The following is a 13,971-nucleotide window of genomic DNA, read 5'->3' on the forward strand; positions in this document are numbered from 1 at the left end:
TATTTAGCCGACAAAGGAAAAATATGCCAATAAGAATGAAAGTCAGTAACTGCAATGAATATAACAAATTTCTTCAAGAAAGGGGAAATGTTTTTCATTATATCAACGATGCCATTGAAAATTGGTACGAAAATAGTCCAAAAGTAGCAGGTGGCAACAATGTCTACAGCGACAAAGTAGTGATTCTAATTCACATAATAACCTATCTATTCAGGATTGGTCTTAGGCAAACAGTGGGATTTATAGAGAAATATCTTGAGCAAATAGGGAAAATTTTGCAAATTATCAGCTATTCGCAGGCTTCAAGAAGGTTTAAAAAGCTTAATATCAAAATCAACGACTGCAGAGTTGATAAGAACGATATGGAAGATATTGAAATTGCTATAGATAGTACAGGTATCAGCATCTACAATAATATTCCAGGCCATAGTAAGGCAAATGGTACAGATAGAAAGTATCGCCGCTATGAGCAAACAAGAAAGCTACATGTAATGCTAGAGATAGGTAGTAAAAAAGTTATAGCTGCAAAATACAGTAGTGGAGTTTATTCCGACCACTATGGAGCCTGTGATCTTATTGAAAGAGTGGATACCAAGTATAACATAAGCACGATATATGCAGATAGGGCATATAATCGAAAGAAGTTATACAAACTGTGCGATGAGCTTGACATAAAGACAAGGATTCCTCCGCAAAATAATGCAGTAGAGCATCCAAAGTTGGATTATATGAATGAGAGAAATTCTACAATCAAGCTCATAAAGTCATATGATGAAGATGGTATGAAGAGGTGGAAAAAAGAGATAAATTATTGGAAGAGATCTTATATAGAAAGTTTTTTCTCGCGACTGAAGCAAATATTTGGATTTAGTTTTAGGAATAAATCTGAGATTAATCGTGAGAAGGAACTGCTACTCAAGTGTTATTTGCTTAACAAATTTACTGAAATAGGCATGGCTAAGTTTGATATAGCTTCATGAATTTATTATACATTACCCACTATCCGAAGAGCTGTGCAACAAAGCCCGCTGGAATCCAGAAAAAAAGAACCAGTGTCAGCTACTCGGATGACATCGAAATGTTCGTACAGATATTCGTCACACACCGGAATAAAAATTAGACTTTTGCCTTGTGCAAAATAATTTCAAGGCCGCATTGTCTTTATTTTGCTTATAGCTTCCACAAGCACTGCAAACATAAATGAAGAATACAAATATGCTTTTGGTAGTTCTATGTGAAGCCCTTCAAGTGTTAGATATACACCGACGAGTAAAATAAATAGAATGGCAATTACTTTTAAGCTTGGGTTGGATTTTATTACCTGAGCGGTATAATTTGATGAAAATAGCATCGCTAATATGGAAAATGTAAATGCTATGGCAATGATTATCATATTGTGAGTTAATGCTATGGCAGTTAATATTGAATCAACCGAAAAAACTAAGTCTATTAATATAATTTGTAGCACAACTAAAAAAAATTGTGATTTAACATTTGCCTTTGTTTTGTTCTCCTTATGTACAAAAATTTCGCTCCATAACTCTATAGAACTTTTAACAATAAGGAATAACCCTCCTGCAATCATAAGTAAATCCTTTACTGAGATATCTAGCGATACAGCGTGAAATATAGGCTTTTGCATTGATAGTATATATGATGTAAAAAATAGTATTACAAAACGCATCAATAGCGCTAAGCCAAAACCTATAAGGCGGGCTCTTTCTCTCAGCAGATTTGGCACCTTATCTATTGCTAGAGAAATAAAGATTAAATTGTCTATACCAAGTATAGTTTCAAGTAGCGTAATTATCAATAAAGTCCAAGCATCAGCTAGCATTTTCATTCCAAAGTCAGATTTTGTACTTTACAATAGATGTGTAAAAATTAAGTAACTTCGACTAGGTAATTAAAAAATCAGCCTTACCCGGAAAAGAAAGAGGCAAAAGGGCATTTTTATAATAAAAGTACTTTTGTAAGAGAAATAATGAAATTAAAAATCTAACTCTCTTTACGAAAATTTTAAATAGATTGTAAAATAGTTGTACCATGAAAATATATGCCTTCTTTATAGACTAAGATTTTTCTTTAAATTAAGATAGATACACGATAAAAGGAACATATGACAAAAGAATCATTAGCAAAAACTGATATAGTAAAAGTTGAAGATAAGAAAGCAACAAAGGGATTTTTTAAAATATTAGGTGAAGTAGCAGATGCTGTAAGGTCATGGGTTGGCAATATTGGCCCTGATTTAAGTAGTAGTCGCGATGTCGATAGTTTAGTCTTGAAGATGAACGAATGCTTAAACCCAAAGGGGGGTGAAGTCTCAGCACGTAAGAACACCGTATCTCTTGGTAATTTGTACTTGAGTTTATCAGAGGCAGGTCAAATAAAATTTTTACAAACCCTGGCAGAAAAGTTCAATCCGGATAAAACGAAAATAGATGAAGAAATGAAAGTATATAAGAAAAATCAAGATTCTGAGTCGAGCTATAAGTTTGAACAAGACTTAATAAAAGTCCTTGAATCACCACGCTCTAAAATATTGAAGCAGTTTATCTCCTTACCGGAGGGCCTTAAGTTTATTGTTGATATGCGTTCTGATGTACTCAAGCTGAAGAATCAATATAAAAGTCTAAGTCCACTAGAAAACGAATTAAAAAGTATACTTTGTACTTTGGTTGATGTTGATCTACTTGATCTTCATCAAATCACCTGGGATTCACCTGCATCATTGTTGGAAAAACTTATAAAATATGAAGCTGTACATAAAATTTCCTCTTGGGGTGACTTAAAAAACAGACTAGATTCTGATCATCTCTGTTTTGCTTTCTTTCATTACAAAATACCAAATGAACCTTTAATTTTTGTAGAGGTTGCACTGATGAATGAGATTGCAGATAGTATTCAACACGTTTTGGACGAGTCAGTTCCTTCAAGTGACCCAAGCAGTGCAAGTACTGCTATATTCTATTCAATATCAAACACTCAAACTGGTTTATCTGGAATTAGCCTCGGTAACTTTTTAATAAAGAGAGTCGTAGAAAAACTATCGCAAGAATTTAAAAGCGTAAAAGTGTATGCAACTCTTTCTCCAGTTCCTGGATTTACAAAATGGCTAAAAAATCAAGACGTAGCTTTATTAGGTAAGCTTAATATAAAACAATCAGGTACAGAAATTTTAGAAAGCATAAAAACTAACATTGAATGCGAAAAACAGTCCCTACTGAAACTTTGTGCACATTATTTGCTAAAGGTTAAAAGCAGTGGTGGAGGTGCTTATGATCCAGTAGCACACTTTCATTTAAGCAATGGTGCATCAATCAAACAAATCAACTGGATGGCTGATACTTCTGAAAAAGGCATTAGTCAGTCAGCCGGAATAATGGTGAATTATCTGTATGAGCTGCCTAAAATAGATAACAATCATGAGAATTATATGATTAATAAAGTGATTTCTCATTCAAAAAAAGTGTCAGCTATGTTAAAGGAATAATAGGAAGTGCGCAAGCATATAGAAAGTGCTAACATTCCCTAATGTTTATGTATATAATATTAAATAGTTTTATGAGGTAAAATGTATGAATAGTGATGAATTAGAAGAATTAAAGAAACTAAAACAAAAGATACAAGATGCAGTAGCACATAAAAAATTGTATGGTGTATTATTTGCAGATTCTAAAGAGATAGAGTTATTCAATAATTGTATTAGCAGTATTAAAAGTAATGGAATAGGCAAAGAGGAATCAAATGAATTGATAACCATTTATAAAGGACTTAATTCAATATTTGATAACATTAGTTCTGACTGGGATGGCAATAAGGGTAGCCTAAATGCTCAAAAAATTATTGTACATTATCAAAACTTAGAGTCTATCTTAAAGATAGTAAACATAATTAAAGAATTGAAGACAAGATTGGGCCAAGCATTCGTGATCTTCGACTTTGATGAATCCGGGTTAATCCAGGATATCGAATCACTCCAAAAAAAAAATGAAAGAAGTGCTAGAAAACATGCAACAACAAGAACAAAGTGCAGCAAGGAAAAAAGAGTTAGAAGAGAAAGCTAAAGCAGAGTTTAGCAAGTATATAGAAAACGGCACTATTGATGCGATGTCAATCAAAAGGGATAGTAATTCAGATCTTCTTTATACAATAATTAAGCTAAAAGAAGACAATAAAAGCACAGATATTAAAGTAAGCGAATTTTTAAATAGTGATTTTTGTAAAGAAAACAATATTGCCGGTTTTCTTCTTTCAAGTGGAGATCAAAAAGAATTTATCAGTGGTAAAATACATGAGGGGATTAGATATTATCATATAGGTACCACAGTTCAATATGGAATAAAGTTTAACTGGTATGTAGACGGAAAGGAATGTAGCATTACATTAGGTGCTAACAGTGATGATAGTATTAGAATAATAAGTGATAGACCAACTGATGCGGATTTAGAAAAAAATAAAGATGTAAAGATTAAAGTTGGTGATGCTTACCTAAGCCTTGCTGATGCAGTAAAAACGTGTAGACAGCAAGAAGATCCAAGTAGCAGAGTGAAGCAAGCATCAGCTAATGAGCATTGCCGTCCATTGGCAAGGACAGCTTAATGTTTTTAGCAAAGAGAGATATAAGTAATTGCTCTTGTAATACTTAAAATGTAAAATAGATCTACTTAAATAAGTAGATCTATGAACAATATAAGAAATTTTGCAATAATAGCACATATAGATCATGGGAAGTCAACTCTTGCTGATCGTTTGATAGAAGAATGTAACGGTCTTGAGACAAGGGAAATGACCAATCAGGTACTTGACTCAATGGATATAGAGCGTGAACGCGGAATCACAATCAAAGCACAAACGGTAAGACTCAATTACACTGCAAATAATGGTAATAAATATTGCCTCAACCTCATGGACACACCAGGTCATGTTGACTTTTCATATGAAGTCAGCCGAAGCTTAGCTGCATGTGAAGGCTCACTTTTGGTGGTGGACAGCAGCCAAGGAGTTGAAGCTCAGACTCTGGCAAATGTGTACAAGGCAATTGACAATAATCATGAGATAATAGTTGTGCTCAATAAAGTTGACCTTCCTGCTGCAGATCCAGAAAAGGTAAAGCTTCAGATTGAAGAAGTAATTGGTATTGATGCAAGTGAGTCAATTTTGATATCGGCAAAAACTGGTCTTGGGATAAAGGATGTACTTGAAGCTATAGTGACAAAACTTCCCGCTCCTCAAGGTGATACAAATGCTCCACTGCAAGCAATTTTAGTTGATAGTTGGTATGATCCTTACCTAGGAGTAGTAATTTTAGTGCGAGTTAAAAATGGAGTACTAAAAAAAGGCATGAGAATCGTTATGATGTCTAATAATGCTACATATCAGGTCGATAATATCGGTATTTTCACTCCTAAAAAAGTTATGACTGGTGAACTTTCAGCAGGTGAAGTTGGTTTTATAACTGCTTCAATGAAAGAAGTAGCAGACTGCAAAGTAGGAGACACTATTACTGAAGAGAAAAGGCCGTGCAGCAAGGCATTACCTGGCTTTAAAGAAGTACATCCTGTAGTATTTTGCAGTATTTTTCCCAATAACACAGATGATTTTAAATATTTAAGGGAAGCACTAGAAAAATTACATTTAAATGATGCTAGTTTTACATTTGATGCTGAAACGTCAAATGCCCTAGGTTATGGATTTCGTTGCGGTTTCTTAGGAATGCTACATCTTGAAGTCATTCAAGAAAGACTCGAAAGAGAATTTGATTTAGATCTAACAGCAACTGCACCGAGTGTTATATATAAAGTTGAAACACAAAATGGTAAAGTTTTAAATATCCATAACCCAAGCGATATGCCAGACCCTACAAAAATTGAAATAGTGGAAGAACCGTGGATCACTGCAACTATAATGGTACCTGATCAATATTTAGGAGAGATTCTATCTCTGTGTGAAGAGAGGAGAGGAGAACAGCAGGATTTATCTTATGTTGGTAATACGACAACAGCACTACTGAAGTATAAATTACCGCTGTCTGAGGTTGTTTTTGATTTTTACGATAGACTAAAATCAATTTCCAAGGGATATGCAAGTTTAGATTGGGAAATATCCGATTATCAGGAAAGTCAGATAGATAAATTAAGTTTTTTAGTTAATGGAGAACCTGTGGATGCGTTAGCCTGCATTGTTCATAAAAGCAGGGCAGAAAAAAGAGGCCGTGAAATATGTGCACGTTTGAAAGACTTGATACCACGCCAGCAATATAAAATCGCGATTCAAGCGGCAGTAGGCGGAAAAATTATTGCTAGAGAAACGATTAACCCGTATAGAAAAGATGTAACAGCCAAGCTCTATGGTGGAGACGTTACACGAAGGATGAAGCTGCTTGAAAAGCAGAAGAAAGGTAAGAAAAGATTGCATTCTGTAGGAAACATAAACATCCCACAAAATGCTTTTATTGAGGCTTTGAAAATAAATGATTAATATATATTCAAAAACATAAATTTAAAGAACTAAGTGATATTTTCTCAATAAATTTACTGACATTGATATGGGTAAATTTGAAATAGCTATGTGAATTTGTAAAACACTATATAAGATACCATACAACGAAATCATCCCAGTGTTAAACGCTGGGATGACAGAGAGCAGCTCAATTGCTCCACTCAATCAGTAAAAATCAGATATATGTAGACATTGGCTAAAACCATTCCAACAACATTTTAGTGAAACTTAACAAGCTTATCTATAGTTTTAGTGATGATTCTTGGAGTATTTGGAGAGACTTCTGAGCCCAGTCTATTTAACCGCTCTATAGCAAACCCGCTGTTCTCATTTATTATGAAATCACATAAAATATTTTCTATATCTTTAATAACACTTTCATGCTTTCTCAGAGGATGGTTATTCGGATATCTATGAATGGTTTTGATGCTAGAATACTCAACGAAAGCTTGATCTTTAAAAGCAAGTTGTCTCAATTTCTCTTTGAATTTTTCTTCTTCATCTCTTGCTAAAAGGCAAGACTTTATCAGTGATTTTATAATCGAGTTTATAGCCTGATGTATTTCAGAATGCACTATAACTTTGATGATATTTTCTTCCACTATGCAATCATAAGTGCTTTTTTCGCTCTTTAATGACTCTATAAGCATTTTGCTATTTTGCGAATTCAATTCCAGATTCTCTTCACTTATAGGAGTCATTATAAAGGTATTCTTATTTACCCTGATGTAAAATTGTGGCAACCCTTTAGAACAGGCAAATGCTACATCCTTAGACTCAAGTGCGTGATTGTATGAAGAAGAAAGGGTGCTTGCTATAACGCTACTTGGTACTTTCATTCCATGATTACTTAGGTGATTTAACACATTCTCAACATCATGATATGTAAAACCTGTATCTTTTATCAATTCAACAACTTCTATGCAATTGTGTTGTTTATACTCTATTGTCACTTCTTCTGTAAAAAGAGTTTTAGCTGCTATATGCTTATCAAGCACTGTGAAAATCTTGATGAAACTCTCTAAATCTTGTTTGTTAATTAATTCAATACTAATTAAGTTTTTGCTAACAATTATAATATTTTTTATCATTTTTTCCCACTAAAAAAACTCACTAGATGAATTGTATTTTTAATTCATTAAAAATTGTTTAAAGTGGGTATGCCAGCAACAGTAAGACAAAAAAATCACATAAAATCTTCATTATGTATTATATTACATCCCTCGTGTTCATCACTGCCGCTTGTGTAAGCTGTTGCATTAATGCTATCTTCATTGTTATTTAACATATTATCCAACTTTCCTTCTTTTTCAAGATCCATCAATTTGTCACATCCAGCAATATGATGTACATAATCACCATTTTCATCAGTAATAAAAATTTGTGGAACTGTCCTGACGTTATATTTTGATTTTATACCGTCAAACAAATCCGAGTTTCTAAGTACATCAATTTCTTCGTATTTCACACCTTTTTCATCCAATAACTCTTTTGCTTTCTTGCAGAATGGGCAGTACTTCTTCACATATATTACAACTTTTCCTTTAGTGTTTTTCACGATTTATCTCCATAGTTCATAAAATACAACTATTATATATAAAAAATATATATAAAATATCAAATTGTATGAAAATTATTTACAACTGTGAGCAAGGGATAAAAGATAATGTGGCACTAACTTTCGGAAATTTCGATGGCGTTCATTTAGGACATAAGTTTGCAATTTCCAATCTAAAGAAGGTAGCACAAGAAAGAGGATTACCCTCTGCAGTTTTAACTTTTGAGCCTCACCCATCAACTGTTTTATTTAGTAGGAACAATTTTAGGTTAATAGACCAAGAACAAAAAAAGGAACTAATCAGCAGCTATGGTATAGATTACTTGTATATTATTAATTTTAATAGAGGTTTTTCTGAGGTTAGCTGCGATGACTTCATTGGTAAGATTTTGGTAAAGAAGTATGGTGCTAAACATATAACTGTTGGAGAAAGTTGTACTTTTGGTCACAAACGATTGGGTAACATATTAACTCTAGAAAAATATTCTCAGATGTATGAATATTCTTTAACTAAATTAGAGCCATTGATAATCGATAGAAAAATTTGCTCTTCTTCCTCAATCAGAGAGTGTTTACAAAAAGGCGAAATAGAAATTGCTAATAAATTGCTTGGTAGGTCTTATCAAGTTTCTGGTATTGTAACAAAAGGTGCATGTAGAGGTAGAGAAATAGGGTTTCCAACCATAAACATTCCGATAGAAGATTACATGATAAAACCTAAGCTTGGTACATATTACGCCAAAGTTGCATTTTCTGAAAATAGTTCAAGTTGGCTATATGGAGTAGTCAACATTGGTATGAGACCTACATTTAAGGACTTAAAAAAACCTATAGTAGAAATGCATATATTTGACTTCAACGAAAATGTATACAATTTTAAGGTTGACATACAACTTTTAAAATTTATTAGGGCAGAAAAAAAATTCCATAGTATTAACGAGTTAACAAAACAGATAGACCGTGATATAATGAAGGCTTACCAGTTAAAGATAAACTTATGAAAAGGATATGTTTAGTTATTATATTGATTATAGTATCATTCGATCAAACAAGTAAATTGTATATAAACTCTTTGATTGATGAGGGGGAGTCAATCGAGATTACTAGTTTTATGAAATTAGTTGAAGTTTGGAATTCAGGAATTAGCTTTGGAATGTGTAGTACTCTGCCGCATGGCAGCTTCTTTTTTTCAGCATGTTCAATATTAATAATTGGTATACTTGCATACTTGATATATAAATCTAATGATAAGTCAATTTACCTTAGTTTTTCTCTGATGATTGGTGGAGCGATCGGAAATGTAATTGATAGAATCTATTGGGGAGCTGTATATGACTTCATATATTTTCATATCAATGATTGGTATTGGCCAGCCTTTAATTTAGCAGATCTATCTATAGTTTGTGGAATGTGTACATTGTTATATAAGTGGTATATATATGATAGGTCTATCTCTAAGCAAAATGAGGAATGAAATAATGCTTCGCAAATTCTTTAGTTTTTTTATACTATCTGTGTTTTTTTTCATTTGTCCGATTTCTTTGGAAGCTGAAATCATAAAGCATGCTAAGCTCAGTAACGGATTGGATGTTTATGTAGTACATAATCACCGAATTCCAGCTGTTTTTCATGCAATAATATATAAAGTTGGGGGAATGGATGACCCAATTGGCAAAGCAGGATTGGCTCACTACTTTGAACACTTAATGTTTGAAACTACAGGAAAATTTAAAGACATAGAATCCACTTTGGGCAGCATTGGGGCCCAATTTAATGCTTTTACCACTAAAGAATACACCTGCTACTACGAATTAGTTCTCAAAAAAGATTTACCACTAGCAATGGAAATTGAAGCAGATAGAATGGGCAATTTTGATGTTACTCAAGACAAAATAGATAGAGAAAAAAATATCGTATTAGAAGAAAGAAAGATGAGATTTGATAATAATCCTGAAGCTTTACTATGGGAGGAAATGAACAGTGCATTTTATCGTAATGGTTATGGTAGGTCTGTTATTGGTTGGGAGAGCGATATTAAAACTTACAATCAAGATGACATAACAAGGTTTCATGATAACTATTATCATCCAGGTAATGCTATACTGCTCGTTGTTGGTGATGTAGAATTTGAAGAAGTAGTGGGATTAGCAAAGGAAAAATATGGTGCAATTAAAGCTGAGCCTGTAGTGAAGCATTATCCGAACCAAGATTCAATACATAATGCAGATATATCGGTAATTTTAGAAAGCACTGAAGTAAAAGAGCCAGTTTTATACTTTCGCTATAGTGTTCCTTTATTTGAGCAAATAAGTGAAACTTTTCCTGTTGATTTGGCAGTTGATGTTTTGGGGAATGGCAAGTCTAGTAAGCTATATAAAGATTTAGTTCTAGATAAGAATGTAGCAGTAGAAGTGTTTGCTTATTATAATAGCTTAGCTTTTAGTAATGGTTACATTGAGATTCGGGTAACTCCAAAAAGCGGGGTGAATTTGGATGCTGTTGCAAGAGAGTTAGAAAATTCTATTAATCACTTTAACTCTGAAGGAATAACAAGTGAAGAGTTGCAAAGTACAAAGTCTAAATACAAAGCAGCACAGCTTGATAATCTATCTGATTTAACTAATATAGCAATGTTTTATATACCACGTCTAGCACTAGGTATTCCACTTGATGAAATAGACATTTCATATAGCAAAATTAATGATGTCAATCTAGAGGATGTAAATAATAAAGTTCACGCTATCTTTTCTACTAATAAATTAGTTGGTCGTTTGCTACCAAAAGGAGGTAATAATGAAGATAAGTAAATATGTATTTCTATTTTTTTTCTGTCTAGGCTTTAATTTGCAAGCAAGCAGTCACTTAAATATAGAGGAGGTTACTACTAATAAAGGATTTAAGTTTTTATTTGTTGAAAACCATGATCTACCAAAAGTTTCACTTAATATATCATTCAAAGATGCAGGTTGTGTGTATGAAAGTGCAGAAAAGCAGGGGCTTGCTTGGTTTACTTCTCTTGTAATTCAAGAAGGAGCAGGAAAAAATGATGCCAAAGATTTTGCGAAAAAGCTTGAGGATAAAGGAATTAGTTTAAATTTTACTGCTGGTTTAGAAGCATTTAGGGTTTCATTAAACACTTTATCTGAGAATCTAGAGGATGCAATTTCACTACTGAGTGATGCTATAATGCGCCCTAAAGTTGATCCTGAGGGGTTAAATAGAGTATTCGAAAAAGCCAAAGTAAACTTTAATAATTTTGAAAAAGACCCTTATTTTATTGCTGCAAAAGAGTTAGATACATTGTTGTTCAAAAAACATCCTTACTCAAGAGATCCATATGGAACTCTAGACACTATAATGAACATTACTAGAGACGATGTTTTAACATACATAAAGCGTAGTTTTACTAAGGATAATATCGTTATTAGTATTGTTGGTTGTGCAACAAAAGAAGAAGTTAGTACGCTGCTCGATAAATATTTATCTAAGTTACCATCAAAAAGATCGAAAGTTAGGAAGGTATCTGTAAAAAATGAATTTGGGCCTGCAGAAAGTAAGAGCGTTTTTATGGATATACCACAGAGTGTAATACTTTTTGCTCAAAAAGGCATAGCATATGAAGACCCTAATTACTATAATGCTAGTGTTTTGATTAATGCGCTTGGTGGTATGAGTCTAAACTCAATACTGATGAAAGAGTTGAGACAAAATCTAGGTATTACTTATGGTGTTAGTGCACGTAATGTTCCTAATAAGCATGGAAATATTATATCTGGATTTATGAGTACTGATAGTTCCACTGCTAGCAAAGCTATATCAGCAGTAAAAGATACATTTAGCAGAATAAAAGAGGAAGGAATTGACGAACAATTATTCAAGGATGCAAAAACCAGTTTAGTAAATAACCTTATCTTCTCTTTTCTATCCAATAATGCGAATACAGCAACGTTACTGGATAGTATGCAGATAGATGATCGTGATATTAACCATATAAATAATTATGCAAATATCATTAATGATGTTCAATTGGAAAAAGTAAACAAGCTGGCAAGTTCTTTACTGAATCCTGAAAATTTATTTTTTGTTGAAGTTGGAAGAAACGCTCAAGGTCAATAGTTAATACCTTCTACTATTGATCTTACTGCTTTTACATAACACTTATGCTCTTCAGCTAGAATGCGCTCTGAGAGACTGTGAACATCATCATTTGGTAACACTGGAACAGTAGCTTGAGCGATTATGGCTCCAGCATCAATTTCAGGAGTAACATAATGCACAGTACATCCTGTAATTTTTACACCCGCTTTCAGAGCTTGCTCCTGAGCATTTAGGCCCTTAAATGACGGAAGTAAAGAGGGATGAATATTTATAACTTTGTTATGCCATTTATTCAGGAAATTGGCCTTTATAATTCTCATAAACCCTGCAAGGCAAATTAAATCAACCTTATGTTGAACAAGTATTTCATGAATTTTATCAGTATCAAGTGGCTTATCTTCAACAACAAACGCTGAAACTCCTGCTTGCTTTGCTATTTTAAGGCCTCCAGCTTCACTATTATTTGTGATAACACACACAGTTTCAGCAGGGAAATTCTGATCTTGACATGCTTCTATTAAAGCCTGCATGTTTGATCCTCTACCTGAAATTAGTATTCCGAGTTTTATCTTTTTCATTTTAGTGCAGCCGTAAGAATGGATATTAATAAAATAGCTCAAAAGGAAAGTTTATTTTAGAATAAATACTATTGTGTAGCAATATTTTACACTGCTGAATAACATGGAATTAAAGAAATCATTCAGTTTGAAGTAACTTTAACATTTCATTTTAGGAATATTATACAATTTATGGTAAATAAATGCATATTTTTATGGCTGCGTTATTATTTATTTAACAAAGTATTAGTATAATTTACTACACTGAATTAAATGGAGAAAATTCAATGAATAAATTACCAAGCAATGCAAAAACAAGCAAGTCTCAGGTTACTCAGTGGGAGGTAATAAAAAATTGTGAATATTCTGATAATTGTTTATCAAAAGTAGTAACTTTATACGTCATTAAAATGGCAGAATTATCAGATATTTATACGAGTAATGAACCTGAAATTAATACTATACTTACAAGAATAAGCATAACAAGTGAAAATGCATTTTTAAATAAGGTTGTTGATATTGAAATTATGGAGGGCATTTTTCCGTACAAATTCAACAGCAAGAAGAAAAATAACATATCAAGGCTAGAAGATTTGTACAATTATTTATGTTCTACTGTTATTGATAGCCTTCCAAAAGAAATGCTTGAAAGCCTAAGAAGAGAATACAGAGACGCTGTTAACTTATTTAAAGCAATTACTTAACTAGGTGTAACATTTTTAAGACTTTACCTTCTATTTCAGAAATGCCACTTTCAAGATCTTTATCTATCAAACATATGGTAGATAAATATGTTTTCTGCTTCTTTTCAACATTGATAGTTAAAGTTCCAGGAGTAATCGTAACCGAGTTAGCAAATAATGCAATGGTCTTATCATTATGTCCTATGCATTCTCTTACAATAACAATTGGCTCAACTGTAGATTTGAATCGTAGCACCTTTTTTGTTACATAAATACTTGAAAAAATAATTTGGTAAATTAGCCAAGGTATATAACTTATAAGCTGATAAAGTGACAGCCTACCACTATCATTTAGAATTTGACTAAGGGCACTTTCAGCATCAATTAACCTTTTAAAGATAATCAATGTGAACACAGAAGAAAATACTCCACAGAGAATAAAAAAAGGCTCAAAATAACCAGACAATGTAATCCATAGAGAAGACAAAATCACAAATGATAGAGAAAAAAACTTAATATTTTGCCTGACTTTCATGATTTGGAGTATAACTTAAATGATTTTTTAGAAAAA

General features: G+C 32.8%; 15 protein-coding genes. 10 read left to right on the forward strand and 5 right to left on the reverse strand.

Features of this window, described 5'->3' with window-relative positions; genetic code table 11:
* Positions 1–23 precede the first annotated feature (23 nt).
* On the forward strand, positions 24–980 hold the full coding sequence (locus tag ACQ4M0_RS02520; RefSeq protein ID WP_213863789.1) for an IS5 family transposase: 957 nt from the start codon (positions 24–26) through the stop codon (positions 978–980).
* A 164-nt stretch (positions 981–1,144) separates the two neighbouring features.
* Here ACQ4M0_RS02520 and ACQ4M0_RS02525 read toward each other — a convergent pair whose 3' ends face one another.
* Positions 1,145–1,837, reverse strand: coding sequence for a TerC family protein (locus ACQ4M0_RS02525; protein WP_026097226.1), 693 nt, complete (start codon positions 1,835–1,837; stop codon positions 1,145–1,147).
* Positions 1,838–2,119: 282 nt separating this feature from the next.
* Here ACQ4M0_RS02525 and ACQ4M0_RS02530 point away from each other — a divergent pair, with 282 nt between their 5' ends.
* From ACQ4M0_RS02530 to lepA, 4 genes are all read left to right on the forward strand, one after another.
* Entirely contained in the window at positions 2,120–3,496 is a 1,377-nt protein-coding gene (locus tag ACQ4M0_RS02530) for a malonyl-CoA decarboxylase (protein ID WP_019236618.1), read from the forward strand.
* Positions 3,497–3,581: 85 nt separating this feature from the next.
* On the forward strand, positions 3,582–4,070 hold the full coding sequence (locus ACQ4M0_RS02535) for a hypothetical protein (RefSeq protein WP_438456620.1): 489 nt from the start codon (positions 3,582–3,584) through the stop codon (positions 4,068–4,070).
* A complete protein-coding gene (locus ACQ4M0_RS02540; RefSeq protein ID WP_438456621.1) occupies positions 3,994–4,605 on the forward strand; it encodes a hypothetical protein in 612 nt (203 codons plus the stop codon). The genes ACQ4M0_RS02535 and ACQ4M0_RS02540 overlap by 77 nt, the downstream gene beginning before the upstream one ends.
* An 81-nt stretch (positions 4,606–4,686) precedes the next feature.
* Complete coding sequence (gene lepA / locus ACQ4M0_RS02545) at positions 4,687–6,483, forward strand: translation elongation factor 4 (protein ID WP_213863771.1); 1,797 nt, start codon at positions 4,687–4,689, stop codon at positions 6,481–6,483.
* Positions 6,484–6,722: 239 nt separating this feature from the next.
* Here lepA and ACQ4M0_RS02550 read toward each other — a convergent pair whose 3' ends face one another.
* The gene (locus ACQ4M0_RS02550) at positions 6,723–7,595 is read right to left on the reverse strand and encodes a hypothetical protein (RefSeq protein WP_007301937.1); all 873 of its coding nucleotides are present in this window, start codon (positions 7,593–7,595) and stop codon (positions 6,723–6,725) included.
* Positions 7,596–7,690: 95 nt separating this feature from the next.
* On the reverse strand, positions 7,691–8,062 hold the full coding sequence (locus tag ACQ4M0_RS02555; protein WP_006015443.1) for a glutaredoxin: 372 nt from the start codon (positions 8,060–8,062) through the stop codon (positions 7,691–7,693).
* A gap of 68 nt (positions 8,063–8,130) precedes the next feature.
* Between ACQ4M0_RS02555 and ribF the strand changes: the two genes are divergently transcribed.
* Genes ribF through ACQ4M0_RS02575 form a run of 4 tightly spaced genes read left to right on the forward strand, consistent with a single transcriptional unit; the run spans position 8,131 to position 12,178 of the window.
* On the forward strand, positions 8,131–9,063 hold the full coding sequence (gene ribF, locus ACQ4M0_RS02560) for a riboflavin biosynthesis protein RibF (RefSeq protein WP_019236620.1): 933 nt from the start codon (positions 8,131–8,133) through the stop codon (positions 9,061–9,063).
* Entirely contained in the window at positions 9,060–9,536 is a 477-nt protein-coding gene (lspA, locus tag ACQ4M0_RS02565; RefSeq protein ID WP_007301940.1) for a signal peptidase II, read from the forward strand. Before ribF ends, lspA begins: the two co-directional genes overlap by 4 nt.
* Positions 9,537–9,540: 4 nt before the next feature.
* Positions 9,541–10,869, forward strand: coding sequence for a M16 family metallopeptidase (locus ACQ4M0_RS02570; RefSeq protein WP_026097227.1), 1,329 nt, complete (start codon positions 9,541–9,543; stop codon positions 10,867–10,869).
* Positions 10,856–12,178 (forward strand): M16 family metallopeptidase, encoded by a 1,323-nt coding sequence (locus ACQ4M0_RS02575; protein WP_213863774.1) that lies wholly within the window; start codon positions 10,856–10,858, stop codon positions 12,176–12,178. Before ACQ4M0_RS02570 ends, ACQ4M0_RS02575 begins: the two co-directional genes overlap by 14 nt.
* Here the strand turns inward: ACQ4M0_RS02575 and purN are convergent.
* The gene (gene purN, locus ACQ4M0_RS02580) at positions 12,172–12,738 is read right to left on the reverse strand and encodes a phosphoribosylglycinamide formyltransferase (RefSeq protein ID WP_007301943.1); all 567 of its coding nucleotides are present in this window, start codon (positions 12,736–12,738) and stop codon (positions 12,172–12,174) included. The two genes, ACQ4M0_RS02575 and purN, sit on opposite strands and share 7 nt — an antisense overlap.
* Before the next feature lie 266 nt (positions 12,739–13,004).
* Between purN and ACQ4M0_RS02585 the strand changes: the two genes are divergently transcribed.
* A complete protein-coding gene (locus ACQ4M0_RS02585) occupies positions 13,005–13,421 on the forward strand; it encodes a hypothetical protein (RefSeq protein WP_007301944.1) in 417 nt (138 codons plus the stop codon).
* On the opposite strand, the gene ACQ4M0_RS02590 is transcribed toward ACQ4M0_RS02585, so the two are convergent.
* Positions 13,414–13,935, reverse strand: a complete 522-nt coding sequence (locus tag ACQ4M0_RS02590) for a Na+/H+ antiporter subunit E (protein ID WP_006015458.1) — start codon at positions 13,933–13,935, stop codon at positions 13,414–13,416. The genes ACQ4M0_RS02585 and ACQ4M0_RS02590 overlap by 8 nt on opposite strands.
* Between the last annotated feature and the right edge of the window lie 36 nt (positions 13,936–13,971).

The sequence above is a fragment of the Wolbachia endosymbiont of Kerria lacca genome, from assembly GCF_051602725.1.
Classification (GTDB): Bacteria; Pseudomonadota; Alphaproteobacteria; order Rickettsiales; family Anaplasmataceae; genus Wolbachia.

Bases quoted from the DNA above. Each gene is read 5' to 3' on its own strand.
- ACQ4M0_RS02520 (WP_213863789.1), top strand. From the start codon at position 24: ATGCCAATAAGAATGAAAGTCAGTAACTGCAATGAATATAACAAATTT.
- ACQ4M0_RS02525 (WP_026097226.1), bottom strand. From the start codon at position 1,837: ATGCTAGCTGATGCTTGGACTTTATTGATAATTACGCTACTTGAAACT.
- ACQ4M0_RS02530 (WP_019236618.1), top strand. From the start codon at position 2,120: ATGACAAAAGAATCATTAGCAAAAACTGATATAGTAAAAGTTGAAGAT.
- ACQ4M0_RS02535 (WP_438456620.1), top strand. From the start codon at position 3,582: ATGAATAGTGATGAATTAGAAGAATTAAAGAAACTAAAACAAAAGATA.
- ACQ4M0_RS02540 (WP_438456621.1), top strand. From the start codon at position 3,994: ATGAAAGAAGTGCTAGAAAACATGCAACAACAAGAACAAAGTGCAGCA.
- lepA (WP_213863771.1), top strand. From the start codon at position 4,687: ATGAACAATATAAGAAATTTTGCAATAATAGCACATATAGATCATGGG.
- ACQ4M0_RS02550 (WP_007301937.1), bottom strand. From the start codon at position 7,595: ATGATAAAAAATATTATAATTGTTAGCAAAAACTTAATTAGTATTGAA.
- ribF (WP_019236620.1), top strand. From the start codon at position 8,131: ATGAAAATTATTTACAACTGTGAGCAAGGGATAAAAGATAATGTGGCA.
- lspA (WP_007301940.1), top strand. From the start codon at position 9,060: ATGAAAAGGATATGTTTAGTTATTATATTGATTATAGTATCATTCGAT.
- ACQ4M0_RS02570 (WP_026097227.1), top strand. From the start codon at position 9,541: ATGCTTCGCAAATTCTTTAGTTTTTTTATACTATCTGTGTTTTTTTTC.
- ACQ4M0_RS02575 (WP_213863774.1), top strand. From the start codon at position 10,856: ATGAAGATAAGTAAATATGTATTTCTATTTTTTTTCTGTCTAGGCTTT.
- purN (WP_007301943.1), bottom strand. From the start codon at position 12,738: ATGAAAAAGATAAAACTCGGAATACTAATTTCAGGTAGAGGATCAAAC.
- ACQ4M0_RS02585 (WP_007301944.1), top strand. From the start codon at position 13,005: ATGAATAAATTACCAAGCAATGCAAAAACAAGCAAGTCTCAGGTTACT.
- ACQ4M0_RS02590 (WP_006015458.1), bottom strand. From the start codon at position 13,935: ATGAAAGTCAGGCAAAATATTAAGTTTTTTTCTCTATCATTTGTGATT.